Consider the following 26,245-nt stretch of genomic DNA (forward strand, 5'->3'; position numbering starts at 1 on the left):
TACTGGAAAGGGATAGGGTTCACTACATGTCTCGACCGCCATTAGCCAAGGAAAAGATCGTCGACGCCTACGCCGCGTTGCTTTGCGACGAAGGCGAGCGGGCGGCGACCATCGAGGCCACCGCAGCACGCGCAGGGGTTTCCAAGGGCGGGCTGCTTTACCACTTTGCCTCCAAGGAGGCCCTGGCCCAGGGCGTCATCGACGGGCTGCTCCAGGTGCAGGCCGAGGACCTGGAACGCATGGGGTCGGCCCCGGAAGGTGCATCGCGGTACTTCGTGCGCACATCCACCCTCATCGGCACCGAGCTGGACCGTTTCTTCCTGGCCGTGCTGCGCCTGGCCCAGTCCGGCCACGAACCCTCCATCAAGACGCTCGATGCCGTGCACTCCGGGTGGCTCGACCTGATCCGCGCCGAGGTCCAGGACCGGTACGTCGCCGAAACCATCATGTTGATCGGCGAGGGCCTCTACTACCAGACTTCAATGCCCGGGCCCTGGTCCCAGGGGACCTTCGCCAAGGACCTGGAGCACCTGCTGGACCAGGTCGAACGACTCAAGAACGGCGGCTGACCCCATGCCCCTGACACCGCCACGGCAAAAGCTGGCCGGCCGCATTGGCGCGCTGCTGGGCATCATCCTGATGGCCCTCTCCCTGCGCGCCGCGGTCGTCTCCGTACCGCCGTTGCTGGGAAGCATCGGTCCGGAACTGGGGTTCAACTCCTTTTCCACCGGCCTGTTGGCCATGTTGGCGCCGGTCGTCTTCGCCGCGTTCGGGCTGCTCACCCCGCGCCTGATCCGGTGGTGGGGGCTGGAGAAGGTGCTGGTGGCAGCGGTCCTGCTGGCCGTGGCCGGGCAGCTGCTGCGGGCCGTGGTGGGGGATGTGGCCAGCTTCCTGCTGCTCTCGGCCATCACCCTGGCCGGGTACGGCATGGGCAACGTGGTGCTGCCGCCACTGGTGAAGAAGTACTTCCCCGACCGCCTGGCGATAGTCACCTCGGGATATGTCACGATGCTGGCCGTGGGCACCTGGATGGCCCCGCAATTCTCCGTGCCGCTGGCCGACGCGGCCGGCAACTGGCGTCCCTCCATCGCCGCCTGGGCACTGCTTTCGGCCCTGGTGCTGTTGCCCTGGGCCATCCAGCTGTTCAGGGACCGCAGGAACCCGCGCCCCGACACCCCGCTGGTCAATGGGCTGGTCGCCGCACCCCCGGCGCGAATCAACCCGTGGAAATCCCCCGTGGCCTGGGGCCTGGCCATCTTCCTGGCCGGGAACTCGGCGCAAACCTATGTGTATTTCACCTGGCTGCCCCCGTATCTCTCCCAGCAGGGCCTGGACACGCAAACCGCCGGATCCATGCTGGCGCTCTTCGCCATTCTGGGCCTGCCAGTGAGCCTGCTGGTTCCGTTGTGGGTTCCGCGCCTGCGCCACCCGATCGTGGCCGTGCTGGTCTTCACCGCCTTCTGGATCGCCGGCCACCTGGGCATGTACCTTTCGCCGACCGAGCACACGGCCCTGTGGGTGGTGTTTGCCGGCCTGGGCCAGGGGACCTTCGCCATTGCCCTGTTGATGATGAACCTCCGCTCGCGCAGCACCTACGGATCCGGCGTCCTGGCAGGCTTCAGCCAGGGCCTGGGGTATGCCGGGGCGGCGGTCGCGCCGCTGCTCTTTGGCATTGTCAAGGACGCCACCGGCGGCTGGACCGCCTCGTTTGCGATGCTGGGGATCTGCCTGGCCGTGATGCTCGCCGGCGCGGTGATGATCAACGGGCCGCGGAAGATCGAGGACGGCCAGGGCGGGGCCGAGAGGCTCGGCACACTCGAGCGAGTCAGCTAGCCCGGTCCGTGGCTTCCTAGTGAAGTTCGGCGTCGCGGTGCCAGGGCCCAACCGCCTTGGGGACGTGCCAGCGGAACTTCAGTGAGAGCAGTCGGAGCGAGAACACAACCGCCGCCACGCCCAGTTCCCAGGCCCATCCTCCGATGCCCGCCACCCACAGGGCGGCGATGAGCCCGGCACCCAACATGGCAGGGACCGCATACATGTCGCGCGGGTCGAAGATCGCGGGGGTCTGGTTGGCGACCACGTCACGCAGCAGGCCCCCGCCCACGGCCGTGGTGGCCCCCAGCAGCGCCGCGGCAAAGGGATTCATCCCGGCCTCCAGCGCCTTGATCGTGCCGGCGGTGCAGAACAGGGCCAGGCCTGCGGCGTCAAAGACCAACAGCGGCCGCTTCAGGCGCTGCACCCCGGGTGCCACGAAGTAGACCAGCAGGGCGGCGAGCGTCGGCGGAACGAAGTAGTACGGATTGGCGAACGCGGTGGGGACCTGTCCCAGGATGACGTCGCGAACGATGCCGCCGCCGATTCCCGTCAGGCTCGCCAGCATCAACGACCCGATGATGTCGAAACCGCGGCGGGCGGCCAACAGCGATCCGGAGACGCCGAAGAAGAAGACCCCCAGCAAGTCGAAGAACAAGGGCATGGTCACCGGTTTTCATCCTCTGGTTGGGGCTCGGCCGCGGCCTGGCGCTAGGGAATCATTACAACATGGACCGGCGACGTCTCACGGTGTCGGTGACCGCACGGCCTGGTGGATCTTCCCGATGGTGTTCATGTTCCTGGTCGTCACCAGCGTTCGGGACGCTACCTTGGCGAAGTGCTTGGCCAGCGGCGTCCGCAGGCTTTCGCCGCGCGGCACTTCCCAGCAGATGGCGTGGCCCAGGCGGGCCACGCGCTCGGAGGCCGCTGGTTCCGGGGCGCTGTCCAGGACGTCCGCCGCATCCCGGTCGCTGCCCGTGAGCACCAGGTATTCGTGCCGTTGGATCCCGTCCCGGGGTGCTTCAAAGGGATACTGCGCCACGATTCGCTCGAGTTGTTCCCGGTCCTGCACGATGACAGGGATGTCCCTGCCATAGCGGTTCCGCAGGATCTGCTCAACGGTTTCCTTGACGCGTGCAGGGTCGGCTTCATCGCTGCCCAGGACCACATTGCCGCTGGCCAGCAGCGTGCGGACCTGCGTGAATCCGGCCTCGCGCAGCAGCGCGGAGAGGTCCTTCATGAGGACCTTGACGCCGCCGACGTTCACCCCGCGCAGGAAGATTGCATAGAGATTCATGTGGCCAAGTCTGCTCCGCGGGCGCTTGCGGTGTCCATTCGCGCCCGAAACGCAGCACGGTGCCGCACCCGCGATCAGCGGATACGGCACCGTGCTGCGTTTTTTATTGCCCCGGCGGGGTGGCTAGCCGGCCCAGAGCGGCGAGATGGCCTTGTAAAGCTGCTGGACACCCAGGGAAATGAAGAGCAGGGCGGTGATGCCCAGCAGGATGTTGGTGTGCAGCTTGTTGGACCAGACCTTGGGGATCCGCTTGCCGTTGAGCAGGCCCAGCAGCGTCAGTGCCAGGAACGGCATGAACAGCGAGCCGAGCACGCCGTAGGCCAGGATCAGGCCGATCGGCTGGTCAAGCAGGAACAGGACCATCGGCGGGAAGGTGAGCCACAGGACGTAGAACTTGAAGTACTTGCCGCCCACGCGGGTGTCCTCGTGCCCGGATTCCTTGCCGCGGATGTTGCCCCAGAAGTCGGCGAACATCAGCGAGACGCCGTTCCATACCCCGATGATCGAGGAGAAGGATGCTGCCCAGAAGCCCACCAGGAACCCGGTGCCAACCACGTCGCCGTACTTCTCGTTGAGCACATTGGTCAGGTCGAGCAGGCCGGCATCGCCGGCACTCAGCGAGACGCCCGCGGCACGCACCACCTCGGCGCCGACAATCAGCATGGCAATGACGAAGATGCCGGTGATCACGTACGCCATGGTGTTGTCGATGCGCATGACCTTCATCCACTTGGGCGTGTACCAGCCCTTCTCACGCAGCCAGTACCCGTAGGCCGCCAGGGTGATGGTGCCGCCGACGCCGCCGGCCAGTGCCAGGGTGTAGACCAGGCCGCCGGAGGGGATGATGGGGATCAGGCCCTTGAACATCTCGGGGATGTTCGGCACGGCGATGATCGCCAGGCCGACCACGGTGACGAACATGATGCCCACCAGCACCGCGGTGATCTTCTCGAAGATCGCGTAGCGGCCGAACCAGACCATGGCGAAGCCGGCCAGTCCCATCAGGACCGCCCAGATCTTCAGGTCGATGGCCGGGAAAAGCGCTGCCAGCGGCATGGCCGCGGAGCTCATCGCGGTGGCGCCGTAGACGAAGCCCCAGATGATGATGTACGGGCCGAAGTACCAGGTGGTCCACCTGCCCAGGGACTTCCAGCCTTCGAAGATGGTCTTTCCGGTGGCCAGTGTGAAGCGTCCGGCGCCTTCGACCAGGATGATCTTCAGGATGACGCCGATGATCACCGCCCAGAGCAGGCCGTAGCCGTAGCGGGAGCCGGCCACCAGGGTGGCGACCATGTCGGCGGCGCCGACGCCGGTGGCCGCAACGACCAGGCCGGGGCCGACGATTTTCCATTTGGCGGGCTTGCCGCCGTCATCGTCGATGCGGTCGGCATGCGACACCTTGACCGGCGGGACATTGTCTTGTGTTGGCATCAGCCTATTTTTCCTAACCCTTGTGGTTGCCGTATGTGCCTGGGATGTCTCCCGCGGGGCGGCACATCCGGCACGATCCTGCGCATCCTCCGGGCCGGCACACTGCCCGTGGGACGCCCTGCGGCGGAAGACGTCCGCCGGTGGCGCAGGGGACCGGCCCGGTACGAGATCGCAGCGTTGCGGATCGATGTGGGCCAAGTCCCGTGCGAGAGTCTTGTCACAGACTAAGGTATAGGTGATCGTGCGCACACCCACGCTCATTTGCCTTTTCCTAACACTTTCTTAAGGAACCGTCCGGTGCGCCGTTTTGGCATTTTCTGCATCGACCTGCTTCGCGGCCGCATCGGCGGGCAGCACGCGGCGGGGGTTCATCCGCACGAACGGGGCGGCTAGGATCGCATCATGGATACGCATTTGCCCTATGGCTCCTGGCCCTCGCCCATTACCGCCGGCCATGTTGCCGCCGGCACCACCCCGGTGGGCGGCGGGGCCTTTGTGGGGGAGGAGCTCTGGTGGCTTGAGGGCCGCCCGGCCGAGGGCGGGCGGCTGACGGTGCTGGCGCGGAATGCCGCTTCCGGCGGGGAGACGCGCGAACTTCTCGCCGCCCCGTTCAATGTCCGCAGCCGCGTCAATGAATACGGCGGGGCGTCCTGGGCCGCCATTGAGGCCGGAGGGGGGCACCGCCTGGTGTTTGCCAACTTCGCCGACCAGCGCCTCTACGCCGTGGGCGCGCCCGGCGATACACCGGTACCGCTGACCCCCGCCAGCGCCGTGGCCGACGGGGATCCGCAATTGCGCTTCGCCGAGATCATCCCCGGCCCGACCGCGGAGTCGGTGCTGGCGATTTGCGAGGACCACCGCTCCGAACTGCGCCGCTACATCGTCTCCATTCCGCTGGACGGCTCGGCGGCCGAGGACCCGTCTGCACTGGGGGAGGTCACGCCCTCCTCGCGCTTCGTGGCGGCGCCGCGGCTGAATCCCGCAGGCACCCGGATCAGCTGGATCTCGTGGGAGCACCCGCAGATGCCCTGGGACGGCACCGAGCTGCACGTGGCCGACCTCGAATCCCTGGCCGCGCGCAACGACACCGTGCTTGCCGGCTCGACCACCGAATCGGTGCTGCAGCCCGAGTGGCTCGGCGACGACGAGCTGGTCTTCGTCTCGGACCGCAGCGGCTGGTGGAACCCGTACCTGCACAGCCTGGCCAGCGGAACCCAGCGGCGGCTGTGCGAACTCGCCGAGGAATTCGCCGGACCCCTGTGGACGGTGGGGCAGACCTGGTACAAGGTGATCGACGCGGACACGCTGCTTGTCACCCACGGAACCCACGGCACCTCGCTGGCCCGGCTGGATGTGCCAAGCGGGAAGCTCGCGCAGCTGGTGCTTCCCTTCACCCGCATCTCGCCCTCGGCGCTGGAGGGAAACCGGCTGCTGGCCACCGCCACCTCGCTGGTGGAGGGGGACGGGCTGCGGCTCATCGACCTGGACACCCTCAAGACCCAAAACATCTCGCTGGCCCTGAAGGAACTTCCCGATCCCGAGGCGCTGCCCGGGGCCGAGGCCATGGAATTCAGCACGGACGACGGCTCGCGCGTCTACGCCCACGTGTATGAGCCGAAGCTGGGAAACCTTGCCGGACCGGAGGGGCAGCTGCCGCCCTACGTGGCCTTTGTCCACGGCGGGCCCACCGCCCAGGCCTTTGCCCAACTCTCGCTGTCCATCGCCTACTACACCTCCCGCGGGATCGGGGTGGTGGACGTGAACTACGGCGGCTCCACCGGATTCGGCCGGGCCTACCGCGAGCGCCTGCGCGGTGCATGGGGCGTGGTCGACGTGCAGGACACCGTCGCGGTGCTCGAGGGCCTGGTCGCCGCCGGCATGGCCGATCCCCAGCGCCTTGCCATCGAGGGCGGGTCCGCCGGCGGCTGGACGGTGCTCAGCGCGCTGACCACCACCAAGACCTTTTCCGCCGGGATCTCCCGGTACGGGGTCTCGGACCTGGTGGGCCTGGTGCAGGACACCCACGACTTCGAATCCCGCTACATGGACTCGCTGGTCGGCCCCTACCCCGAGGCCGCCGAGCTCTACGCCCAACGTGCGCCCATCAACCACGTGGATGCGATCAGCTGCCCGGTGCTGCTGCTGCAGGGCGACCAGGACAAGGTTGTGCCCCCGGCCCAGTCCCAGGTGGTGGCCGACGCGCTGGCGGCCAACGGCATCCCGCACGCCTACGTGCTCTTCAAGGGCGAGCAGCATGGCTTCCGCCGAGCCGAAAACATCGCCACGGCGCTGGAGACCTCGCTGGCATTCTATGCCGCGGTCTTCGGCTTCGAGGCAGACGTTCCGGTGCTCCACCTGAGCTAACCGCAGACAAGTCCCCGCCGCCGATGTTCCCCCAGGGCAGGAATGAACCAGGAGAGCAGATGACCACCAACGGAAACGTGTCGTTTTGGCATGCCGCCGACGGGCTGCCCGCGCCGCGCCCGGCGCTCGCCGGGGACCTGGACGTCGATGTGGCGATCGTGGGTGCCGGGTACACGGGGCTGTGGACCGCCTACTACCTGGCGAAGGCCGACCCGGCGCTGCGCATCGCGGTGCTGGAGGCGCGCTTCGCCGGCTTCGGGGCCTCCGGGCGCAACGGCGGCTGGCTGGCCAACACCATCACCGGCGGCCGCGATGGCTACGTGAAGTCGCACGGCCGGGCCGTGGTGGGGGAATTCCAACGCATGCTCAACGAGTCCATCGACGAGGTCATTGCCGTTGCCGCCGCCGAGGGCATCGATGCGCACATCGTCAAGGGCGGGGAACTGCTGGTTGCCCGCAACCCCGCCCAACTGGCCCGGCTCGAGCTCCTGGCCGCCGGGGAAGCGAAATGGCCGGAGGACGACGCGGTGCGCCTGGGCGCGGCCGAGACCCGGGACCGAATCAACGTCGCCGGTGCCCTGGGTGCCCTGCACATCCCGCATTGCGCGCGGATCCACCCGGCCAGGCTGGTGCGCGGACTGGCGCTGGCGGTGGAACGCCTCGGCGTGGCGATCCACGAAAACACGCTGGTCACCGAGATCCGGGCCGGCGGGCAGGGAATACCCGCAACCGCGGTGACCGAACGCGGAACCGTCAGCGCCGCCCACGTCCTGCGGGCCACCGAGGGGTTCACCGCGAACCTTCCGGCGTCTCACCGCGACTGGCTGCCGATGAACTCCTCCATGATCGTCACCGAGCCGCTGGAAGCGGCAACCTGGGCGGGGATCGGCTGGGACGGATGCGAGACCCTCGAGGACCTGGCCCACGCCTACGTCTACCTGCAGCGCACACACGACGGCCGCATTGCCCTCGGCGGCCGCGGGGTGCCCTACCGCTACGGGTCGCGCACCGACATGGACGGGGCAACGCAGCGAAAGACCATCAAGACCCTGACGGGCATCCTGCACTCGATGTTCCCCGCCGCCGCGGGCGGCAAAATCGACCACGCATGGTCCGGGGTGCTGGGGGTGCCGCGCGACTGGAAGGCAACCGTCAACCACGACCCGGCCACCGGGCTCGGCTTTGCCGGGGGATATGTGGGCACCGGGGTCACCGCCGCCAACCTGGCCGGCCGGACCCTCACCGACCTGGTCCTGGGCCGCGAGTCCCGGGCCACCGCCATGCCGTGGGTCAACCGCAGGGTGCGCCGCTGGGAACCCGAGCCGCTGCGCTGGATCGCCGTCCAGGCGATGTACGCGATGTACCACCGCGCCGACCGGCAGGAAGCCGGCGGCCGGGCCACCACCTCGCCGCTGGCCGTGATCGCGGACAGGATCTCCGGGCGATAGCCCGGCACCGGAACCCAGGACAGCACAGGGCGGGAGCCCGCGAGCCGGGGAACCTACGTGTTCCGATCCGTCCGCGAGCGTCCCGCCCGGTTCATTGAAGGAGGGGCGTGGGGTTAGTCCCGGGCCGCCTCGCGCTCCACGTCGAGCGCGACTGCCGGGGTCTCGGCGATCCGCTTCGGGATCAGCGACACCGCAACCGCTGCGATGACCCCGACGATGGCGAAGAAGACGAAGTTGAACTCGAAGCTCAACCCGGTCGAGGCGATCCAGCCGCCGATGATCGGGCCGGAGATGGCGCCGATGCGGGCGAACGACAGCGCCCACCCGGTGGCGGTGCCGCGCTGGGCCGGCGGGTAGTAGTCGGCGATGTAGCCGGTGAGCACCAGCGAGGTGGAGATCGATCCGATGCCGGCAAACGCCACGAAGCAGAGGTTGACGAACATGGTGTTCGGGAACATCAGCAACAGGATGCCGCCGGCGCCGAGCAGGTAGAAGAGCACCAGGATGGTCTTCTGCCCGTACTTGTCTGCCAGGTAGCCCAGGACCAGGCCGCCGATGGCCGAGGCCAGGGAGAACACGAGCAGGAAGGCCAGGGAGGATCCCAGGTCGTAGCCGGCCTTGCGCATGATCTGCGGCAACCAGGTGTTCAGCCCGTAGACCAGCACCATCCCGCAGAACAACGAGATCCAGAAGAACACCGTGGAGCGCAGGTATTTCCCGGAGAACATGGCACCCATGACCTCGCGCCAGGGGATGCGCCGGCCCGGGTTGGCAGGTGCCACCGGGCGGTAGTCGCGCACGTTCAGCTTCGCGGCCAGGGCCTTGGCCTCGGGAATCCGGCCCTTGGCCACGAGGTATTCAAGGGACTCGGGAACGAGCCAGGCGACCACGGGAAGAATCAGCACCGGAAGCGTGCCCACGGCGATCACCCAGCGCCAGCCGAGGGTCGGCAACAGTGCCATGGCCACCATGGCCGCCGCCACGATGCCCAGCGAATAGCCGGAATACATGATGCCGTAGTTCAGCGAGCGCTTCTTGGGGGCCGAGTATTCAATGGTCAGTGCCGCGGCAACCGGGATGATCCCGCCCATGCCCAGGCCGCCCAGGAAACGGAAGAAGCCAAACATCTCCGGCGTCGGAGCCAGGGCGGCGCCGGCCTGGGTAATGGTGAAGATCGCCATCGAGAGCAGGAGCATCCTGCGCCGGCCGATGATGTCGCTGAGGGTGCCGATGAACAGGGCCCCGAAAAGCATCCCGACCAAGGCGTAGGCACCCAACCCGCCAAGCTGAAGTGGGGTCAGCGACCATTCCTGGTATTCCGCCAACGCAGGGAGGACCGCGCCGAGCACGCCCACGTCGTACCCTTCGGCCAAGATGGCCAGCCAACAGGCAAAGAGGACCACCGAGGTGGTGCGTTTGGGGATGTTCCAGTCGGTGCTGGCTTGTGTTGACGCCATGCTTGGGGCTCCTCGTCAATAAGGGTGCGAGTGGTGCAGGTGGTGGATCAACGAATGCTTGTATTATGTCGTTAAGGTGACGTGCGTAACAATAGTTGAATGGAGAATTCTTAGCGATGGTCAACGAAATTGAGGAACGTGTCGATGCCGGAGCGGCCGACGTCGCTCGACTGGTGGAGGATTTCCTGGCAGGGAAAATCCGGGGCGCCTCCCTGGAGCGCACCATCGAGTGGGTTGACACCGACGCCGCCGGGCATCAGCACAACTCCGCGATCATGCGCTTCGTCGAGGCCGCCGAGGCCAGGCTCTTCCGGTTGCTCGGGGCCACCTCGTACTTTGGCATTGCACCCCGGGTCCGCCACGAAATCGATTACCGCGCAAAACTCTACTTCGGGCAGCAAGTCAGCGCCGCAATCGCGATCGAACATGTCGGCACGAGCTCCATGGCGTTCGTGTTCAAGGTCTGGGGACACCCGCACGAGGGGCGGGAACCCGTGTTGGCGGCCGAGGGCCGCTTCGTCACCGTCTGCGTGCCGCAGGGTGCCGAGGAATCCGCTCCCTGGCCCGAAACGATCCTCACCGCGATCGCGTCAAAATCCACCATCTGAGCAGGACTTATACGCGGGACAAGTTCGCTGGTAGCCTGACCGCAATCAACCACCCCCCAACCGCTTGGAGCCCCGCCTTGAGTCCCGTACAGAACATGCTTTCCTCGCTTGCCGCGGGATCGACGGAGGTCTTCGACCTGACCGCGCCGCTTTCTTCCCGCACGCCGACGCTGGTGCTGCCCGAACCGTTCTCCAACCTCATCGACTTCAGCATCGAGGAAGTGTCGGCCTACAACGAGAGCGGCCCGCTGTGGAAGCACCACAACATCCACACCGGCGAACACATCGGCACGCACCTTGATGCACCCATCCACTGGGTGTCGGGGCGCGGTGGCAAGGACGTTTCCCAGCTGGATCCCGCCCGGCTGGTCGGCCCGGCCGTGGTTTTGGACTTCAGCGCCGAGGCGGAGGCGGACCCGAATTTCCTCATCGACGTTGCGCACCTGGTCGCCTGGCAAGAGGAGCACGGACCCTTCCCGGCCAATGCGTGGCTGCTCTTCCGCACCGGATGGGACCGGTACGACCACGACCCACAGGCCTTCCTGAACCTCGACGACAACGGATCGAACACCCCCGGATTCACCGCCGCATGCGCCCGGTGGCTCGCCGAGGAACTGGATATCTCCGGCGTCGGGGTCGAGACGGTCGGCATCGATGCCGGCAACGCGGCAGCTCAGGATCCGCCCTTCCCCATGCACCACTTCCTGCTCGGGGCCGACAAGTACGGCATCACCTCGCTGAAGAACCTCGACAAGCTGCCCCCGCACGGGGCCATGGTCGTGGTCGCCCCGCTGCCGATCGTCGGCGGTACCGGCGCACCGACCCGCGTGCTGGCCATTGCGGCGGGAGTCGGGGCATGAACGTCGCGCAGCTGGTGGGCAAGACCCTGGCCGAACTCGGCGTCGGACACTGCTTCGGCGTGGTCGGCTCCGGAAACTTCACCATCACCAACGCCCTCATCGAACACGGGGTGCCCTTCACCGCCGCCCGGCACGAGGGCGGGGCCGCGACCATGGCCGACGCCTTTGCGCGCTCCAGCGGCCAGGTGGCGCTGCTCTCGGTGCACCAGGGCTGCGGGCTGAGCAATGCGGCAACCGGGATCGGGGAGGCGGCCAAGTCCCGCACCCCGATGATCGTGCTGGCCGCCGAGGCCGCGCCGAGCGCCGTGTATTCGAACTTCGCCATGGACCAGGACGGTTTCGCCGCCTCGCTCTACGCGATCCCCGAGCGCGTCCACGGCGCCGCCAGCGCCGTGGACGACACCGTGCGGGCCTACAAGCGCGCGGTCAACGACCGCCGCACCGTGGTGCTGAACCTGCCGCTGAACGTCCAGGCGCAGGAGGTCACCGAGGAGCAGTCTGCCGCACCGGTCGGCATCGCGGCGGCGGAACCGATCCGCCCCTCGCGCGCCTCGGTCGCCGCGCTGGCAGGGCTGATCGAGAAGGCCGAGCGCCCGGTGTTCGTCGCCGGCCGCGGAGGCCGCGGCGCCCGGGACGAAATCCTGTCCCTGGCCCAACACGCCGGAGCCCTGGTGGCCACCTCGGCGGTGGCCAAGGGCCTGTTCAACGGGGACGACTTCAACCTGGGCATTTCCGGGGGCTTTTCCTCCCCGCTGGCGGCCGAGCTGATCACGGGGGCGGACCTGATTGTCTCCTTCGGCTGCGCCCTGAACATGTGGACCATGCGCCACGGGCATTTGATCGGCGAGGCAACCAAGGTGGTGCAGGTCGACGTGGAGGACCAGGCGCTGGGCGCCAACCGGCCAATCGACCTGGGCGTGGTGGGGGACTCGGCACAGTGCGCCGCTGATGTCCTGGAAGCGCTGACCGGCCGAAATTTTGCCGCCCGGGAAGGCTACCGCTGTGCCGGGATTCGCGGGCGCATCAAGGAATCCATCCACTGGAACCAGATCGACTACGAGGACCTCTCCGACGGCCGGCGCATCGACCCGCGCACGCTGACCAAGGCCCTGGACGGGCTGCTGCCCGCCGAGCGGATCGTCAGCGTCGATTCGGGGAACTTCATGGGCTACCCCAGCCAGTTCCTCTCGGTGCCCGACGAGTTCGGCTTCTGCTTCACTCAGGCCTTCCAATCCATCGGCCTGGGCCTGTACACCGCGATCGGCGCGGCCCTGGCGCAACCCGGGCGGATCCCGGTGCTGGGCACCGGGGACGGCGGCTTCCACATGGCCATCGCGGAGCTGGACACCGCCGTGCGCCTGGCCCTGCCGCTGGTCTGCATCGTCTACAACGACGCCGCCTACTCGGCCGAGGTACACCACTTCGGTGCCGTTGCCCCGGAGTCCGACATGGGCACCGTGCAATTCCCCGACACCGACTTCGCCGCCATCGGCCGCGGCTTCGGGGCCGAGGGTATCACCGTGCGCACGCCCGAGGACCTGGACGCCGTGGGTCACTGGCTGGCCTCGAACCCGTCCGGGCCACTGGTCATCGACGCGAAGATCGCCTCGGACTCGGGCTCCTGGTGGCTTGCCGAGGCCTTCAAGGGGCACTGAGGATTAATCCTTCGTGCCCGGAAGCGGGCCATCGGATTCGTTGGCCGAAGGGTTCTAGCCCTTCGCCGGGCATCGCGGGCTCTTCGCCGCAGGGGCGCCCGGAGGAAGCGGAAAGGCAGTGGCCGGTTCCGCCCTGCGGCGGAGCCGGCCACTGCCTTGGCTGCGTGGCGCCGGGTTTAGGCGCTGGGAACCAGGCCCTTGGCATACCCGGCCGGCGCCGCCTGGGCAGGGGTCCAGCGCAGGTGGACCTGCTCGTCGATTGCGTTTTCCTTCAGCAGCGACAGGCGCGGGCGGACCGCGTCGGTGCGGGAGCTTGGCGGCTTGCGGCGGCCTGCCTTGAACGGCAGCGGCCAGCTGGCGCCCTCGCCCGCGTAGTCCTGCTCGGCGGCGGCCTGCAGCGTCCAGGCCGGGTTGTACAGGTGCGTGCGGCCCAAGGCCACCAGGTCGGCGCGGCCCGCCAGCAGGATCGAGTTCACGTCGTCGTAGGAGGAGATCGCGCCCACCGCGATGACCGCGACGCCGGCCGCGGCAGCGACCTGGTTGCGGATCTTGTCCGCGAACGGCGTCTGGTAGCTGCGCCCGAAGGCGGGGCGCTCGTTGCGCACGATCTGCCCGGAGGAAACGTCAATGGACTTGACCCCGTGGTCGATGAATGCCCGGGCGATGGCCAACGCGTCGTCTTCGGTGTTCCCGCCCTCGGTCCAGTCGGTGGCGGAGATGCGCACGCCGATCGGCTTGTGCGCCGGCCACGCCTCGCGCACCGCGTCGAGAATCTCGAGCGGGTAGCGCAGGCGGTTTTCCAGCGACCCGCCGTACTCGTCGGTGCGCTCATTTGAAAGCGGGGACAGGAAGGAGGAGAGCAGGTAGCCGTGGGCGGCGTGCAGCTCGAGCAGGTCAAAGCCCGCTTCGTCGGCGCGGCGGGCCGCGGCGACGAACTGCCCGCGGACCTCATCCATCATGGCCCTGTCCATTTCCACCGGCACGTGGCAGCCCTCGCCGTAGGGAATCGCGCTGGGGGCCAGCACCTCCCAGTTTCCCGATTCCAGCGGCTCGTCGATGCCCTCCCACATGAGCTTCGTGGAGCCCTTGCGGCCGGAGTGGCCGATCTGCGCGCCGATCTTGGCCTGCGAGTTGGCGTGCACGTAGTCGGTGACGCGCTTCCAGGCGCTTGCCTGCTCGTCGTTGTACAGGCCGGTGCAGCCGGGGGTGATCCGGCCGATGTCCGAGACGCAGACCATTTCGGTCATGACCAGCCCGGCACCGCCCATGGCCTTGGATCCCAGGTGCACCAGGTGGAAGTCCCCGGGGACGCCGTCGGTGGCCGAGTACATGTCCATGGGGGAGACGACCACGCGGTTGACCAGGTCCAGCTCGCCGATCCTGTAGGGCTGGAACATGGCCGGGGCAACCTGGTCCGACCCCGCCAGGCGGGCGAAGTCCCCGTCGACCTTGCCGGCGAAGGAGGTGTCGCGCAGCTTCAGGTTCTCGTAGGTGATGCGGCGCGAGCGGGTGAGCAGGTTGAAGCAGAACTGCACCGGATCCTGGTCCTTGTACTGCCCGATGTTCTCGAACCACTCCAGCGAGGCCTGCGCGGCGCGCTGGGTCGAGGCCACCACCGGACGGCGCTCGGTCTCGTAGGCGGTCAGCGCGTCCTCGACGGAGGGGTGTTCGTGCAGGCAGGCGGCCAGGGCCAGGGAATCCTCCATGGCCAGCTTGGTGCCGGAGCCGATGGAGAAGTGCGCGGTGTGCGCGGCGTCGCCCAGCAGCACGATGTTCCCGTGGCGCCAGTTTTCGTTGCGCACCGTGGTGAAGTTGATCCACTTGGAGTTGTTGGTCAGCACGTTGTAGCCGGCAAGTTCCTCGGCGAAGATCTCCTTGACCTTGGCGACGGCCTTCTCGTCGCTCACGCCGGGGGCGAAGACCTCGTCCTGGGTCTCGTCGAAGCCGGCGGCGCGCCACACGTCCTCGTGCATTTCCACGATGAAGGTCGAGCCCTCGTCCGAGTACGGGTAGCCGTGGATCTGCATGGTCCCGGCGTCGGTTTCCTTGACGAAGAACTTGAAGGCCTCGAAGACCTGGTCGGTGCCCAGCCACATGTACTTGGAGGTGCGCGCGTCCAGGGACGGCTTGAAGTTCTCCGCGTAGCGGGTGCGGATGGCCGAGTTCAGGCCGTCCGCCGCCAGCACCAGGTCGTAGTTTGCCGAAAGCTCTTCGACGTCCGGGGCCATGGTGGAGAAGCGCACGTCGACGCCGAGCTCGATGCAGCGCCGCTGCAGCAGCTCGAGCAGTTCCTTGCGGCTCATGGCCGCGAAGCCCTGCCCGCCGACGGTGTGCATCTCGCCGCGGAAGTGGATGTCGATGTCACTCCAGCGGGCAAAGCGGCGGGACATGTAGTCGGCGATGACGGTGTCGGCATTGCCGATGCCGCCGAGGGTCTCATCCGAGAAGACCACGCCGAAGCCGAAGGTGTCCGAGGCCGCGTTGCGTTCCCAGATCGTGAGCTCGTGTGCGGGGTCCAGCTGCTTCATCAGGGCCGCAAAGTACAGGCCGCCGGGGCCGCCGCCAACAACTGCAATTTTCATGGTGGATCCTTTCAATGACACGGTGCGGCCGAGGGGGCCGAGCGGTGCTGGCTAAGTGTGGGGAAAAGCTAGGATGCGCGGGATTCGGACAGCGTTTCGCGCAACTTGAAGTGCTGGAGCTTGCCGCTGGGGTTCCGGGGGAGGTCCTCGACGAAGCGGATGTCGCGCGGGTACTTGTAGGGGGCGATGACGGACTTGACGAAGTCCTGGAGTTCCCTGGCCTTGGCCTCCGAGCCCTCCACGCCGTTGACGAGGACCACGAAGGCGCAGACCACCGAGCCGCGCTGCTCGTCGGGCCGTGCCACCACCGCCGTCTCCAGCACGTCGGGGTGCTGCATGATGGCCTCTTCGACCTCCGGCCCGCCGATGTTGTATCCGGAGGAGATGATCATGTTGTCGCTGCGGGCCTGGTAGGTGAAGTAGCCGTCGGCGTCGCGGACGAAGGTGTCTCCTGTGACGTTCCAGCCATTGGACACATAGGCGTGCTGGCGCTCGTCGTCGAGGTACCTGCAGCCGGTGGGGCCGATGACCGCGAGCCGGCCGACCTCGCCGGGGCCCAGCTCGTTGCCTTCCTCATCGAGGATGGTGGCGCGGAAGCCGGGGACGGGACGTCCCGTGGAACCCGGGCGGATGTCCGCCCCGGCGGCGGAAATGAAGACATGCAGCAGTTCGGTGGACCCGATGCCGTCGATCAGCGACAGGCCCGTGGCGTCGTGGACCTGCTGCCAGGTCGCCGCCGGAAGGTGTTCCCCGGCCGAGACGGCCAGGCGCAGCGGGCGCAGCAGGTCGGCCTTGCCCTCCTTGAGGATGGCACGGTAGGCGGTCGGGGCGGTGAAGAGGATCGTCGCCCCCGCGTCGTGCGAGTACTGTGCCAGTTCCACCGGGGTGGTGCGCTCGGTGAGCAGGGTGCTGGCGCCAAAGCGCAGCGGGAAGACGACCAACCCGCCCAGCCCGAAGGTGAAGGCCAGCGGAGGGGACCCGGCGAAGACGTCCTCGGGCGTCGGGGCAAGGATGTGCCGGGCGAAGGTGTCCGCATTGGCCAGGATGTCCCGGTGGAAGTGCATGGTGATCTTCGGGACTCCGGTGGTGCCCGAGGTGGGGCCCAGCAGCGCCACGTCGTCCGCGGCGGTCTCGACGTTGGCGAATTCGCCGGACTTGCCTGCGGCGCGGGCCACCAGGTCCAGGGAATCCGCGGACCCGACGGCCACGACCGGGAAGGCGGTGCCGGCCGCGTCGCGGGCATCGTTGAGGAAGCGGTGGTCGCAGAGCAGTAGCGCGGGCTTGGTGAGCTCGGCCAGCTTGGCGATCTCCGGGGCGCGCAAGGCCGGCATGGTGGTGACCACGACGGCGCCGGCCTTCAGCACGCCGAGCCAGCAGGCCACGAGCCAGGCGTTGTTGGGTGCCCGCAGCATGACCCGGTTTCCGGGCACGATCCCGAAGTCCTCGGTGAGGACCTGGGCAACCTGGTTGGCGCGCGCGAGCAGTTCCCCGTAGCTCTGCCGCGACCCGTCGGGTGCCAGCAGCGCCGGGCGGTCGGCCCCGAAGGCGGCGACGGCATCGTCGATCAGGGCGGTGGCGGCGTTGAGCCGGTCGGGGTACTGCAGCTCGGGCAGCGTGAATTCCAGGGTCGGCCACAACTCGTGCGGCGGCAGGTGGTCGCGCGCGAACGTGTCGTGGTGGGCCGAAAGCGATAATTCCATGAACTTGCCGTCTCTTTCCAGGAGTCGATTTCCAAGGTTGCGTTGGTGCAGTGGTGCCTTATCCGCGGGGTCCGCGGATCATGCCCTCCTGGGCGACGGTGGCCAGCAACTGGCCGTCACGGGTGTAGAAGCGGCCCAGGGCCAGGCCGCGGTTGTTTTGGCTGGAGATGGCTTCCTGGACGTACAGCACCCAGTCGTCCACCCGCCCGGCCCGGTGGAACCACATCGAGTGGTCAAGGCTCGCCGTCACCAGTCCCTCGGTGCTCCAGGACAGGTTCTGCGTGCGCAGCAGCGGCTCCAGGATGGTGTAGTCGCAGACGTAGGCCAGGGCCGCACGCTGGGTGATGCCGTCATCGGGAAGTTCGGTGAAGGCCTTGACCCAGACTGCCTGGTGGGCGGTGGGCGCGCCGTCGACCTCGAGGTAGAGGGCGCCCGGGACATGGCGCATGTCGAAGGACCGGCCGGCAGACCAATAGTCGGCTGCCGCTCCCTCGGCCGCGGTGAGCACGGTGGCGGCGCTGGCCAGGGTCTCGGGATCCAGGTCCAGGTACTCGGCCGGGGCAGCGGAGGACTGTTCTGGGCCGGATTCGGGAACGTGGAACGACCCGAGTGCGGTGTAGACGGGCTTGCCGTTTTGGAAGCCCCGCACCTGGCGGGTGGAGTATCCGCGACCGTCGCGCAGGAGCTCCACCTCGTAGCGGACGGGCACATGCATGTCCACGGGTCGCAGGAAGTAGGAGTGCATGGAGTGCAGTTCCCTGTCCTCGCCCACCGAGCGCATCATGGCAGAGGCGCCCTGGGCCACCATGTCCCCGCCGTAGGCCTTGGGCCACGGAACGTATTGGGGGATGGCGGTGTAGGCCTGGTCAAAGACCTCGGCCTCGCAGGACGTCAGGTCGATGGCGTCGAGAAAGATTTGTGAGCTCATGCCCGGCGGTATCCTTCCAGGGTCTCGTCGGCGACATCCTCGAGGTTCACCACGATGTTTTCCGGGGTGCGCGCGGTCAGCCAGACCAACTCCTCCGTCACCGACATGTTGGCCTCGACGTGTGGCATGAAGGGTGGGACAAAGACCCAGTCGCCTGCGGTCATGTCCAGGAACTGCTCGTAGTTTTCGCCGAAGTAGATCCGTCCGTGGCCGCGCAGCACGTAGCCGCCGGTCTCCGCCTCGCCGTGGTGGTGCGGCAGCGAGCGGTATCCCGGGGTGTTGGAGACCTGGCCGAACCAGATCTTGGTGGCCGGGGTGTGCTGGATGCTGACCCCGGAAACCCTGATGCAGTCGCCGGATTGTGCCGTATTGGTGTCTTCCTCGCCCTTGCGGGTGACCACCGGGACGACGACTCCGTCGCTGCCGGCGTAGATCGAGTTGTCACCCTCGGTGCGGTAGATCGTGGGGGCGGTGTTGCTCATGGGCTTGGCTCCTTGGCTCGGTTGGCGGGTTGTTCTGCTGCTGGAAAAGGTATCTAGAGTGTTGCGTTGACGCGCAGGCTGATGCGGTTGGTCAATGTCCCGATGCCGGGAATCTCGGTGGTCAATTCGTCCCCGTCCTTCAGGAAGCGCGGCGGGACCATGCCCATGCCGACCCCGCCGGGGGTGCCGGTGAGCACGACGTCGCCGGGGCGAAGCACGGTGAAGGTGGAGATGTAGGCCAAGAGTTTGGCGGCGGAGAAGACCAGCGTCTTGGTGTTTCCGCGCTGTAGAACCTCGCCGTTGACGGCGCAGATGACTTCGAGCCCGGCCTCGGGGTCGATCGAGTCGGCGGTGACCATGACCGGACCCAGCGGGGTGGTGGCGTCAAAGGCCTTGCCCTGGAACCACTGCAGCGTGCGGCGTTGCCAGTCGCGCATGGAGACATCGTTGGCCACGGTGTAGCCGGCGATGGCTGCGGCGGCCTCATCCTCGGAAGCGTTCTTCAGGGTGGTGCCGACGACGACCGCCAGTTCGGCCTCCCAGTCGAGGTCCACCGACTCGTCGGCCATGATTTGTGCGTCCGGGTCGGTGAGGGTGTCGGCGAACTTGGCGAAGAGCGTCGGGTACTCGGGCAGCTCGCGGCCCATCTCACGGATGTGGTCGGAGTAGTTTAGTCCGCAGCAGATGACCTTTGCCGGCGCAGGCACCGGATTGAGCAATGTGGCGCCGGCCGCCGGAATGATGGCCGGCCCGCCCTGCACTGACGCGGCCTCGCGGACGATTCGCTTCCACTCGGGCATGGCCAGCAGATCGCTGAGGTTCTGCGCCGGCAGCGGCCCGTAGCCGCCGTCCACGACCAGAGCAGCGGTGGTGATTCCATCGTGTCGAATCGTTGCGAGTTTCATTCCTTGGCCCCTTGCCATTCATCAATTTTGCGTGTGTCGACTTTTTGACCGCCGTCACGTATCCTCAATGTAACACGCATCACTAGTCCGGCGCCAGAGCGGAACTGCCGCAATCGCCACGGGAACCCATAGGAGAGCACGATGACCGAAACCACCCTCTTCCAGAACCTCACGATCAACCCGGATTCACTGGGCAAGCCCTCCGGATTCGCCCATGGCGTGCTCGCGGGAAGCACCGTGTACCTGGGCGGGCAGACCGCGCTGGACAAAGACATGAAGATTGTTCCCGGCAACATCGTGGACCAGTTCAAGCAGGCGTTTTCCAATGTCCTCGCGACCCTTGCCGAGGCAGGAGGCCAGCCCGACGACTTGGTTTCCGTGACCATCTACCTCACGGACGTCGATGACTACATGGCCAACGGACGCGAGATCGGCCGACTCTGGCGTGAAATGGCAGGCAGCAACTATCCGGCGCTGGCAGGCATCGGAGTCAGCCGCCTGTGGCAGAAGGAAGCGCTCATCGAGATCCAGGGTGTGGCGGTGATCCAGGACCGCGCCTAGAGCCTGGTCGGGCGGGCCCGGGGCCCGAAGGAGTTAACTACGAAGCCGTGCCGTGCAACCGATTCCCGTCAAGGGAAAGGCTGCACGGCACGGCTGTTTCATGGACCGAACGGATTGATCAGCGGTCCACCATGTTGTCGTCAATGGCTCGATCGGCATGACGCTGGGCACGTGGCGACAGCAACGCGTGGAGCTCCTGGAAAAGGCGTTCGGCTTCCAGCGCATTCCAGTTCTCGGGGAGGAACTCGATGGGAAGCCCTGGATCGAGATAGGGCAAACGTCGCCACTGGGTGATCAGCACCAGGTAGTCGGCAAAGGCGCGGGCATCGGATTCGAGATTGCTGCGATACCCGTCCCGCTGGGCCCACGTGGTCAAGAGCCCACGGTTGCGCTCCAGGAAGTCGGAATACAAGGAGTCAAGCGCTGGTAAATCCCACCACGCCCCGATGTTTTTGTGCGGGTCTGTCCCGCCAATATGATCTGCCATGAAAAATTCGAGATATTCGTTCAATCCTCGCGTGGCAAAGTAGGCCAGGACAGACTTGCGAAGATGGCCCGGCGCAATCCAGAGTCCGGGAGTGACCGAGCCAAAGCCCATGCGGACCAGCGATGAACGGATCTTGTGCCGGATGTTGCGCTGCGATTCCGGAACCGTGAACGTCGCCAAGAGCCACTGGTCATCTTTTTTCGCCCTCCGGGGGTGGAAGATGCGTTCGTCGCCCTCGATGAATGTCTCGATGACCGAGGGGGCTAGAGCGTACCCGTTGCGGCCATTGACCTGCACGCTGTCGATGACGCCGCGCTTCTTCAGGCGGGATATCGATGACCGGGTCCCCGTGGACTCCACACCGATATCCTGCATCAGGGAAATAATGGTGGCCACGGCCAAGGCTCCGCCGTGTTGGCGCGCGTACAGGCCAAAAAGCGAGACGATGAGCTGGTGGTGACGAGGAACCGGGGCCTCACTGGGGCCCTTTCGGTCGCCTACGTGTGTAGTCATGCGCTCACTTTATCCAATCGGCCGGGATAGCCTGTCCGAAGGGGCGGGAGTCTCAGGCGTGTCGTTGTGGTGACGCCGGTGACGGCATCCCGATGAATCTGCCCGCCCTGAGTCGCCATCCGTCGAAAGGGGTTTAAGAGATTCATGCGCCCACAGGTATTGATCTGCTCTTATCTGCAGGAAGAACTGGTCCGCAAGCTGATTGACGACGTGCCCGAGGTCGACGTCGTCTACCGGCCCGACCTGCTGCCGGTCCCGCAGTTCGGGGCGGATCATTGGGGTACGCCCCGCGATCTGTCCGACCGCCAAATTGCCGAGTGGCAGGCACACTTGGGCGACGCCACCGTCATGTTTGACTTCGACTGGTGGCAGCCGAGAGCGTGGCAGGAAAACAGCCCTAACCTCGCGTGGATCCAGGCGACACAGGCAGGTGTCGGCGCGCGGGCCGAGGCCATGGGGCACTCCAGTAATAGGGTTCGCATTACTACTGCCGCAGGCGTCCATGCCAAGCCGCTGGCCGAGTTCGCCTTGGCCGGCTTGCTCTATTTTGTGCGGGAACTGCCGCGTCTCGGATCCCAAAAGGAGTCGCAGCGGTGGGAAAACGGGGCGTCGAACACGCTCCATGGACAACGCGCCTTGATCGTTGGCGCCGGCAGCATTGGTAGCGAAGTGGCCAGGACGCTGAGCTTTATGGGTGTCAGCTGCGATGGAACCACCCGGGGCTCGAGGGCCCTTGAGCAGCCATTTGAGCATTCGGTCAGCCTGCGTGACTGTGATCTGGGGGCGTACCACATCGTGGTTTTGGCGTGCCCTTTGACCGCGGAAACCACGGGCCTCCTTAACAAGCAGAGGATTTCCGCGATGAGGGAAGGTGCATTGCTCGTGAACTTGGCCCGGGGTCCGGTGATCGACCAGGAAGCACTTATAGATTCCTTGAAAACAGGTCACCTTGGTGGAGCCGTCCTTGATGTGGCGGAACCAGAGCCGTTGCCGGCCGGCCATTCCTTGTGGGATGCCCCGAACTTAGTGCTGTCGCCACACACGGCCGCCAACGTGGACGCCGAAAACGCACGTCTTGTGGAACTCTTCACCAAGAATCTTCGCCGTTATCTGACGGGGGAAAAGTTGCTCAATTCCTATGACCCGTTTCTGGGATACTGAAGTTTGCCGAGGGTTTAGGCCCGGGGTGTCGCGTGGCGCAACGGACCTGAACTCAGCGGCTTCGTGGGCCGAACTTCATCGACAAGTCCGGCCTGCACGACTAGCACTGCGAGCTGAACACGATTGTTGACATCGAGCGGTTCCATGATCTTAGCCAGTTGCGCCTTGACGGTTCCTTCACTGACATGGAGCAGAGAGGCTATCTGGGTCGATGCAGCGCGACGAAAGCGAGGTATCGAGAAGGGCAACGTCCTGACCCGTTTATGGCACGGGGCCCCCGTTTTTCCACAAGCATTGGTAAATATGGCACATAACTTGGTCGTCGTAACGCTGACATGCCAAGTAGTTTTTATTTACGTGTCGGGAGCGCTTTACAAGGCCGGCGGAAAGCCCTGGCAAGACGGAACGGCCGTCTATGCGCCGCTACATGTCACTCGTTTTGCCCCATGGCCGGAGTTGAGCGAAATAGCGACCGCGTGGGCCCCTGCGGTTGCAGCTATGAGCATCGGGTCAGTGCTGATCCAGCTGTTTTTCCCGGGAGCCTTGCTCTTCCGATGGACGCGAATCCCGATTCTATTTGCCATGATCGGATTTCACGCGGGCATTGGCCTGTTAATGGGACTTCCGTGGTTCTCACTTTCCATGGTTGCGATTGACTCAATTTTCGTGCGCGACGTCACCTGGCAGCGCATTGAAAACTGGTTCAAAAAAGCCATGCGTGAGCAACCCGAGGCATTGCCTGAGTTCGTTGACATGGTTCATCCCACGGAGAAATCGAGCGAGTTACGAGAATCCACCCATTCCGAATCGACAAGCTTGCTGGATGCGGGACGACGCTAAAGTTGTCGGTCTTCGACGACTTCTACGGAATGGTGGGCTACTTCTTTTTGGAACGGCCAAATGCAAGGTACGCAAGCGGCCCAAGGAAATTGATGAACGAAGCGGCAGCCCAAGCGCTCTTCGGGCCATTGACCTCAGCCGCGGGACGCTTGACCAGATCGCGCAGGGCAACAAATTGGAGTGCCAGCTGGGCAAGCCCCATGATGGCGATGCGCCACCGGGCAACGACAGATAGTTCGTTCCAGCTCTTATTCCGGGCCATGGTTCTCCTCATTAGTGATTGCAGGTGCAAAGACGAACTTGCCGCGCATCCGGCTACCCATAGTCATCGTAGCCCGCGGATTAATGGAATTGGTCGCGAAGCCGTTCCATCTCGCGCCGGTCCTTTTTGGTCGGACGGCCCGCACCTCTGTCCCTGACGGGAACCTGCGGGATGACTTCCTTGGGGCGGATCGGGGTGTGGTCGACATAGCAGCGTGTCGCGATGTCTGCTCCCACCCTCTTGGCAATCACAGCGGTCACTTCGAGGATACGGTCAAACCCAGACTGCCTGACCCTTATCGTGTCCCCTGGAACGACAATTTGAGCGGCCTTGGCGGGCTTGTCGTTCAGGCGCACATGGCCTGCCCGGCACGCTGTCGTCGCCGCCGAGCGGGTCTTATAGATTCGAATCGACCATAGCCAGGCATCGATTCTGACGGCCTTGGATTCCTGCTTCACCCCGCCAGTCTAGCCATTGCGGCGCCACGGGACTGGCTATGTTGCGCTGGATCGGATTCACCCTCGGCCATGGGCTCCATTCAACCGGGGACCGGCTGCTAATGTCTGCACCCGTTGGCGGGATCAAACATTCCCGCATGGCGTTGTTCTGCCTGCGCCTGCGCGGCCCGCAGCTGCTTGTAGAACTTAACATTTGGCTCGACCTTCATCGCCGTTGCGTGTCCAGATGCAACAAGTGATTCGTTGATGAGTTCGCCCCCAAGGCTCACTGCGGCCAGGCTGCGTCCGTACTGATCCAGAGGTTCTACATCGAATTCGAGCTCGACCTTCGAACCCTTGGGCAATTTCTTGGCCAGGAAGTTGGCAGCCTGCGGGCCAAAGCATTCCCCGGGCTGCTCAGGGTGTGGAATCTCGGGTGCGTCGACATTCAGGAGCCGAACCTTGGTGCGTTCCCCGGCCAGCATGAGGTAGACGGTGTCACCGTCAACCACATGCTGGACTGTCGCACTTTCATGCTGAACCGGAGCGCCTGATGTGCCCTCGCGACTGTTGTCGTCGTTGGGCACCAACAGCCATAAGCCGCCGAGGACCACGGCGCACATAACGAGCACAGGTGCGGTACGGCGGCGGCGGGAACCCCTCATGGCCGTTGGGCGTCTAGACCAGCGCGTTGTCGCAGGCGGTGACGAGCCGGGCCTGCGTATCGGCCGGCACCTTGTCGCCGGAGGCGGCCACATCGTCGAGGGCGTCGACGATCTCCTGGGGCAGTCCACCTTCCCGGACCGCGTCGACCATGGAGGAAACGACCTTGAGGTCGGCGGCGTTGATGGTGCCGTCCTTGATGGGGGCACACACCTTCTTGATGAGTTCCTTTTTGGCACCGTCGGCCAGCTGCGTGGCTGCCGACGAAGCGGCGGAGCTGGCGGTGTCGGCAATGGTTGCGCAACCGGTGACCGAGAGCAGCAAGACTGCGCCGGAAACCAGCAGTACACTTTTGGAGCGTAAAAATGTCATGGGTTCAATCGTAGTTGTTCCCGGGTGGGAGAACGCTGGGAAACTCTTGCGCGCTCCCGCCCGCTGGGCGTGAGGTGCTAGCCGGGTAGAGGCACGGATTCCAGTCGCGCGGGCTTGGCCAGACCCAATGTTTCACGCAATGTGGTTCCCGGGTACGACGTGCGGAACAGACCGCGCTCTTGGAGGACCGGCACCACGAGTTCCACGAAGTCGTCCAATCCCGCGGGGAAGCTTGGGCACATGAGGTTGAAGCCGTCGCAGGCGCCCGTGGCGAACCATTCCTCGATCTCGTCCGCGACCTGCGAGGGAGTGCCGATCATGGTTGCATGCCCTCCCCCCGCGGCCAGGAATCCCAGCAGTTCCCGAAGCGTGGGCTGCTTCGTTTCAATGATGCGTTGCACCGTGAGGTAGCGGCCCTGCGGGCCGGAGAATTCCCCGGCGGGAGGCAGCCCGGCCACGGCCCCGTCCAGCGGATGGGCGGTGTAGTCCTGGCCCGTGAACATGTTGAGCTGGGCGATGGCCGAGTCGATGTCCAGATAGGCATCCAGCGCGGCCTTCTTGGCCCGTGCTTCCTCCGGCGTGGCACCGATATACGTGACCAGCCCGGGAAGGACCGGAACCGTGTCCCCGGGGCGTCCGGCCAGGACCAGCCGTCGGCGGATGTCCGCGGCGTATTCCAGCGCCGATTCCCTGTCCCAGGAAACGGAGTAGATGGCCTCGGCATGCCGGGCGGCAAACGAGCGCCCGGATTCCGAGGAGCCAGCCTGGAAAAGCACCGGCCGCCCTTGTGGGCAGCGGGGGACGGTCAGCGGGCCGGCGACCGAGAAGTGGGTGCCGCGGTGATTGACCGGGCGGATCTGGGACGGATCAAGGTATTGACCGGCCCCGCGGTCCACAGGCAGCGCCGAATCGGACCACGAATCCCACAACCCCTGTACGGCATCCACGAACTCCTCGGCGCGCTCATAGCGTTGGGCATGGCCAGGCAGGGCGTCCATCCCGTGATTGCGGGCCTCTGCATCGAACATGGAGGTCACGACGTTGATCCCGGCGCGTCCGCCACTGATGTGGTCCAGCGAGGCCAGCAGGCGCGCGGCATGGAACGGCGTGTAGAAGCTGGCCGAGATCGTGCTGACCAGCCCGATGTTTCTGGTGGCCCGGGCCATGGCGCTAAGGGCGGTCACCGGCTCCAGGAACCAGGGGATCCCTGCCGCGTATTCGTGGTTCACGCTCTGCCCGTCGGCAAAGAAGACAGCGTCCAGGCACCCGCGCTCGGCGAGACGGGCCAGCTCCTCGTAGTAGGCGATGTCCCCGACACGGTCGGCGCTCGAGTCGGGGTGGCGCCAGCCCATGGTGTGGTGGCCCGCTCCGTAGATGAAGGCGTTCAAGTGCAATTGGCGAGTAGTGCCCATGGCAGGTG

General features: G+C 66.0%; 26 protein-coding genes. 10 read left to right on the top strand and 16 right to left on the bottom strand.

All coding sequences use genetic code 11. The features are described from left to right. Nucleotides 1-26 precede the first annotated feature (26 nt). Entirely contained in the window at nucleotides 27-569 is a 543-nt protein-coding gene (locus KRR55_RS03290; RefSeq protein WP_217387592.1) for a TetR/AcrR family transcriptional regulator, read from the top strand. Between the two features lie 4 nt (nucleotides 570-573). Further along, nucleotides 574-1,833, top strand: a complete 1,260-nt coding sequence (locus tag KRR55_RS03295; RefSeq protein ID WP_217387593.1) for an MFS transporter — start codon at nucleotides 574-576, stop codon at nucleotides 1,831-1,833. Between the two features lie 16 nt (nucleotides 1,834-1,849). On the opposite strand, the gene KRR55_RS03300 is transcribed toward KRR55_RS03295, so the two are convergent. The 3 genes from KRR55_RS03300 to KRR55_RS03310 all read right to left on the bottom strand — a co-directional run bounded on the left by KRR55_RS03300 (nucleotide 1,850) and on the right by KRR55_RS03310 (nucleotide 4,540). Further along, entirely contained in the window at nucleotides 1,850-2,476 is a 627-nt protein-coding gene (locus KRR55_RS03300) for a trimeric intracellular cation channel family protein (RefSeq protein ID WP_217387697.1), read from the bottom strand. An 81-nt stretch (nucleotides 2,477-2,557) separates the two neighbouring features. Beyond that, a complete protein-coding gene (locus KRR55_RS03305) occupies nucleotides 2,558-3,109 on the bottom strand; it encodes a DUF1697 domain-containing protein (protein WP_217387594.1) in 552 nt (183 codons plus the stop codon). Nucleotides 3,110-3,232: 123 nt separating this feature from the next. Then, a complete protein-coding gene (locus KRR55_RS03310; protein WP_217387595.1) occupies nucleotides 3,233-4,540 on the bottom strand; it encodes an Nramp family divalent metal transporter in 1,308 nt (435 codons plus the stop codon). A gap of 402 nt (nucleotides 4,541-4,942) precedes the next feature. Between KRR55_RS03310 and KRR55_RS03315 the strand changes: the two genes are divergently transcribed. Together KRR55_RS03315 and KRR55_RS03320 are read left to right on the top strand one after the other, a co-directional pair. After that, nucleotides 4,943-6,904 (top strand): S9 family peptidase, encoded by a 1,962-nt coding sequence (locus KRR55_RS03315; protein ID WP_217387596.1) that lies wholly within the window; start codon nucleotides 4,943-4,945, stop codon nucleotides 6,902-6,904. Nucleotides 6,905-6,963: 59 nt separating this feature from the next. Beyond that, nucleotides 6,964-8,352 carry an NAD(P)/FAD-dependent oxidoreductase gene (locus KRR55_RS03320; RefSeq protein ID WP_217387597.1) on the top strand — a complete coding sequence of 463 codons (1,389 nt, stop codon included), beginning with the start codon at nucleotides 6,964-6,966 and terminating at the stop codon, nucleotides 8,350-8,352. A gap of 113 nt (nucleotides 8,353-8,465) precedes the next feature. Here KRR55_RS03320 and KRR55_RS03325 read toward each other — a convergent pair whose 3' ends face one another. Next, nucleotides 8,466-9,809 carry an MFS transporter gene (locus KRR55_RS03325; protein ID WP_217387598.1) on the bottom strand — a complete coding sequence of 448 codons (1,344 nt, stop codon included), beginning with the start codon at nucleotides 9,807-9,809 and terminating at the stop codon, nucleotides 8,466-8,468. Nucleotides 9,810-9,925: 116 nt separating this feature from the next. Here KRR55_RS03325 and KRR55_RS03330 point away from each other — a divergent pair, with 116 nt between their 5' ends. The 3 genes from KRR55_RS03330 (at nucleotide 9,926) to KRR55_RS03340 (ending at nucleotide 12,932) form a co-directional block, all read left to right on the top strand. Next, complete coding sequence (locus tag KRR55_RS03330) at nucleotides 9,926-10,417, top strand: acyl-CoA thioesterase (protein WP_217387599.1); 492 nt, start codon at nucleotides 9,926-9,928, stop codon at nucleotides 10,415-10,417. A 77-nt stretch (nucleotides 10,418-10,494) separates the two neighbouring features. Further along, a complete protein-coding gene (locus KRR55_RS03335) occupies nucleotides 10,495-11,277 on the top strand; it encodes a cyclase family protein (RefSeq protein WP_217387600.1) in 783 nt (260 codons plus the stop codon). Next, on the top strand, nucleotides 11,274-12,932 hold the full coding sequence (locus KRR55_RS03340; RefSeq protein ID WP_217387601.1) for a thiamine pyrophosphate-binding protein: 1,659 nt from the start codon (nucleotides 11,274-11,276) through the stop codon (nucleotides 12,930-12,932). Before KRR55_RS03335 ends, KRR55_RS03340 begins: the two co-directional genes overlap by 4 nt. 176 nt (nucleotides 12,933-13,108) lie before the next feature. Here the strand turns inward: KRR55_RS03340 and KRR55_RS03345 are convergent, their stop codons facing one another. The 5 genes from KRR55_RS03345 to KRR55_RS03365 all read right to left on the bottom strand — a co-directional run bounded on the left by KRR55_RS03345 (nucleotide 13,109) and on the right by KRR55_RS03365 (nucleotide 19,529). Continuing rightward, nucleotides 13,109-15,514 carry a bifunctional salicylyl-CoA 5-hydroxylase/oxidoreductase gene (locus KRR55_RS03345; RefSeq protein WP_217387602.1) on the bottom strand — a complete coding sequence of 802 codons (2,406 nt, stop codon included), beginning with the start codon at nucleotides 15,512-15,514 and terminating at the stop codon, nucleotides 13,109-13,111. Between the two features lie 68 nt (nucleotides 15,515-15,582). Then, the gene (locus KRR55_RS03350; protein ID WP_217387603.1) at nucleotides 15,583-17,214 is read right to left on the bottom strand and encodes an AMP-binding protein; all 1,632 of its coding nucleotides are present in this window, start codon (nucleotides 17,212-17,214) and stop codon (nucleotides 15,583-15,585) included. A gap of 58 nt (nucleotides 17,215-17,272) precedes the next feature. Then, nucleotides 17,273-18,142 (bottom strand): acyl-CoA thioesterase, encoded by an 870-nt coding sequence (locus KRR55_RS03355; RefSeq protein ID WP_217387604.1) that lies wholly within the window; start codon nucleotides 18,140-18,142, stop codon nucleotides 17,273-17,275. Further along, the gene (locus KRR55_RS03360; RefSeq protein ID WP_217387605.1) at nucleotides 18,139-18,624 is read right to left on the bottom strand and encodes a cupin domain-containing protein; all 486 of its coding nucleotides are present in this window, start codon (nucleotides 18,622-18,624) and stop codon (nucleotides 18,139-18,141) included. The genes KRR55_RS03355 and KRR55_RS03360 overlap by 4 nt, the downstream gene beginning before the upstream one ends. 53 nt (nucleotides 18,625-18,677) lie before the next feature. After that, nucleotides 18,678-19,529, bottom strand: coding sequence for a fumarylacetoacetate hydrolase family protein (locus KRR55_RS03365; RefSeq protein ID WP_217387606.1), 852 nt, complete (start codon nucleotides 19,527-19,529; stop codon nucleotides 18,678-18,680). 141 nt (nucleotides 19,530-19,670) lie between these two features. Here KRR55_RS03365 and KRR55_RS03370 point away from each other — a divergent pair, with 141 nt between their 5' ends. Then, nucleotides 19,671-20,090, top strand: a complete 420-nt coding sequence (locus tag KRR55_RS03370) for a RidA family protein (RefSeq protein WP_217387607.1) — start codon at nucleotides 19,671-19,673, stop codon at nucleotides 20,088-20,090. A 118-nt stretch (nucleotides 20,091-20,208) separates the two neighbouring features. On the opposite strand, the gene KRR55_RS03375 is transcribed toward KRR55_RS03370, so the two are convergent. After that, a complete protein-coding gene (locus KRR55_RS03375) occupies nucleotides 20,209-21,090 on the bottom strand; it encodes a PaaX family transcriptional regulator (RefSeq protein WP_217387608.1) in 882 nt (293 codons plus the stop codon). Between the two features lie 144 nt (nucleotides 21,091-21,234). On the opposite strand from KRR55_RS03375, the gene KRR55_RS03380 reads away from it, so the two are divergent. Next, a complete protein-coding gene (locus KRR55_RS03380) occupies nucleotides 21,235-22,251 on the top strand; it encodes a D-2-hydroxyacid dehydrogenase (protein WP_217387609.1) in 1,017 nt (338 codons plus the stop codon). 14 nt (nucleotides 22,252-22,265) lie between these two features. On the opposite strand, the gene KRR55_RS20725 is transcribed toward KRR55_RS03380, so the two are convergent. Continuing rightward, nucleotides 22,266-22,499 carry a response regulator transcription factor gene (locus KRR55_RS20725; protein ID WP_217387610.1) on the bottom strand — a complete coding sequence of 78 codons (234 nt, stop codon included), beginning with the start codon at nucleotides 22,497-22,499 and terminating at the stop codon, nucleotides 22,266-22,268. On the opposite strand from KRR55_RS20725, the gene KRR55_RS03390 reads away from it, so the two are divergent. Beyond that, nucleotides 22,396-23,091, top strand: coding sequence for an HTTM domain-containing protein (locus KRR55_RS03390; protein WP_217387611.1), 696 nt, complete (start codon nucleotides 22,396-22,398; stop codon nucleotides 23,089-23,091). The genes KRR55_RS20725 and KRR55_RS03390 overlap by 104 nt on opposite strands. A gap of 37 nt (nucleotides 23,092-23,128) precedes the next feature. On the opposite strand, the gene KRR55_RS03395 is transcribed toward KRR55_RS03390, so the two are convergent. The 5 genes from KRR55_RS03395 to KRR55_RS03415 all read right to left on the bottom strand — a co-directional run bounded on the left by KRR55_RS03395 (nucleotide 23,129) and on the right by KRR55_RS03415 (nucleotide 26,237). Next, entirely contained in the window at nucleotides 23,129-23,353 is a 225-nt protein-coding gene (locus KRR55_RS03395) for a PLD nuclease N-terminal domain-containing protein (RefSeq protein WP_217387612.1), read from the bottom strand. Nucleotides 23,354-23,433: 80 nt separating this feature from the next. Further along, nucleotides 23,434-23,811 (bottom strand): RNA-binding S4 domain-containing protein, encoded by a 378-nt coding sequence (locus tag KRR55_RS03400; RefSeq protein ID WP_217387613.1) that lies wholly within the window; start codon nucleotides 23,809-23,811, stop codon nucleotides 23,434-23,436. A gap of 98 nt (nucleotides 23,812-23,909) precedes the next feature. After that, entirely contained in the window at nucleotides 23,910-24,377 is a 468-nt protein-coding gene (locus KRR55_RS03405; RefSeq protein WP_217387614.1) for a thermonuclease family protein, read from the bottom strand. A 91-nt stretch (nucleotides 24,378-24,468) separates the two neighbouring features. Continuing rightward, nucleotides 24,469-24,825, bottom strand: a complete 357-nt coding sequence (locus KRR55_RS03410) for a hypothetical protein (protein ID WP_217387615.1) — start codon at nucleotides 24,823-24,825, stop codon at nucleotides 24,469-24,471. Between the two features lie 77 nt (nucleotides 24,826-24,902). Further along, nucleotides 24,903-26,237 (bottom strand): LLM class flavin-dependent oxidoreductase, encoded by a 1,335-nt coding sequence (locus tag KRR55_RS03415; protein ID WP_217387616.1) that lies wholly within the window; start codon nucleotides 26,235-26,237, stop codon nucleotides 24,903-24,905. Nucleotides 26,238-26,245: the final 8 nt, after the last annotated feature.

It is taken from the genome of Paeniglutamicibacter quisquiliarum, assembly GCF_019084045.1.
Lineage (GTDB): Bacteria > Actinomycetota > Actinomycetes > Actinomycetales > Micrococcaceae > Paeniglutamicibacter > Paeniglutamicibacter quisquiliarum.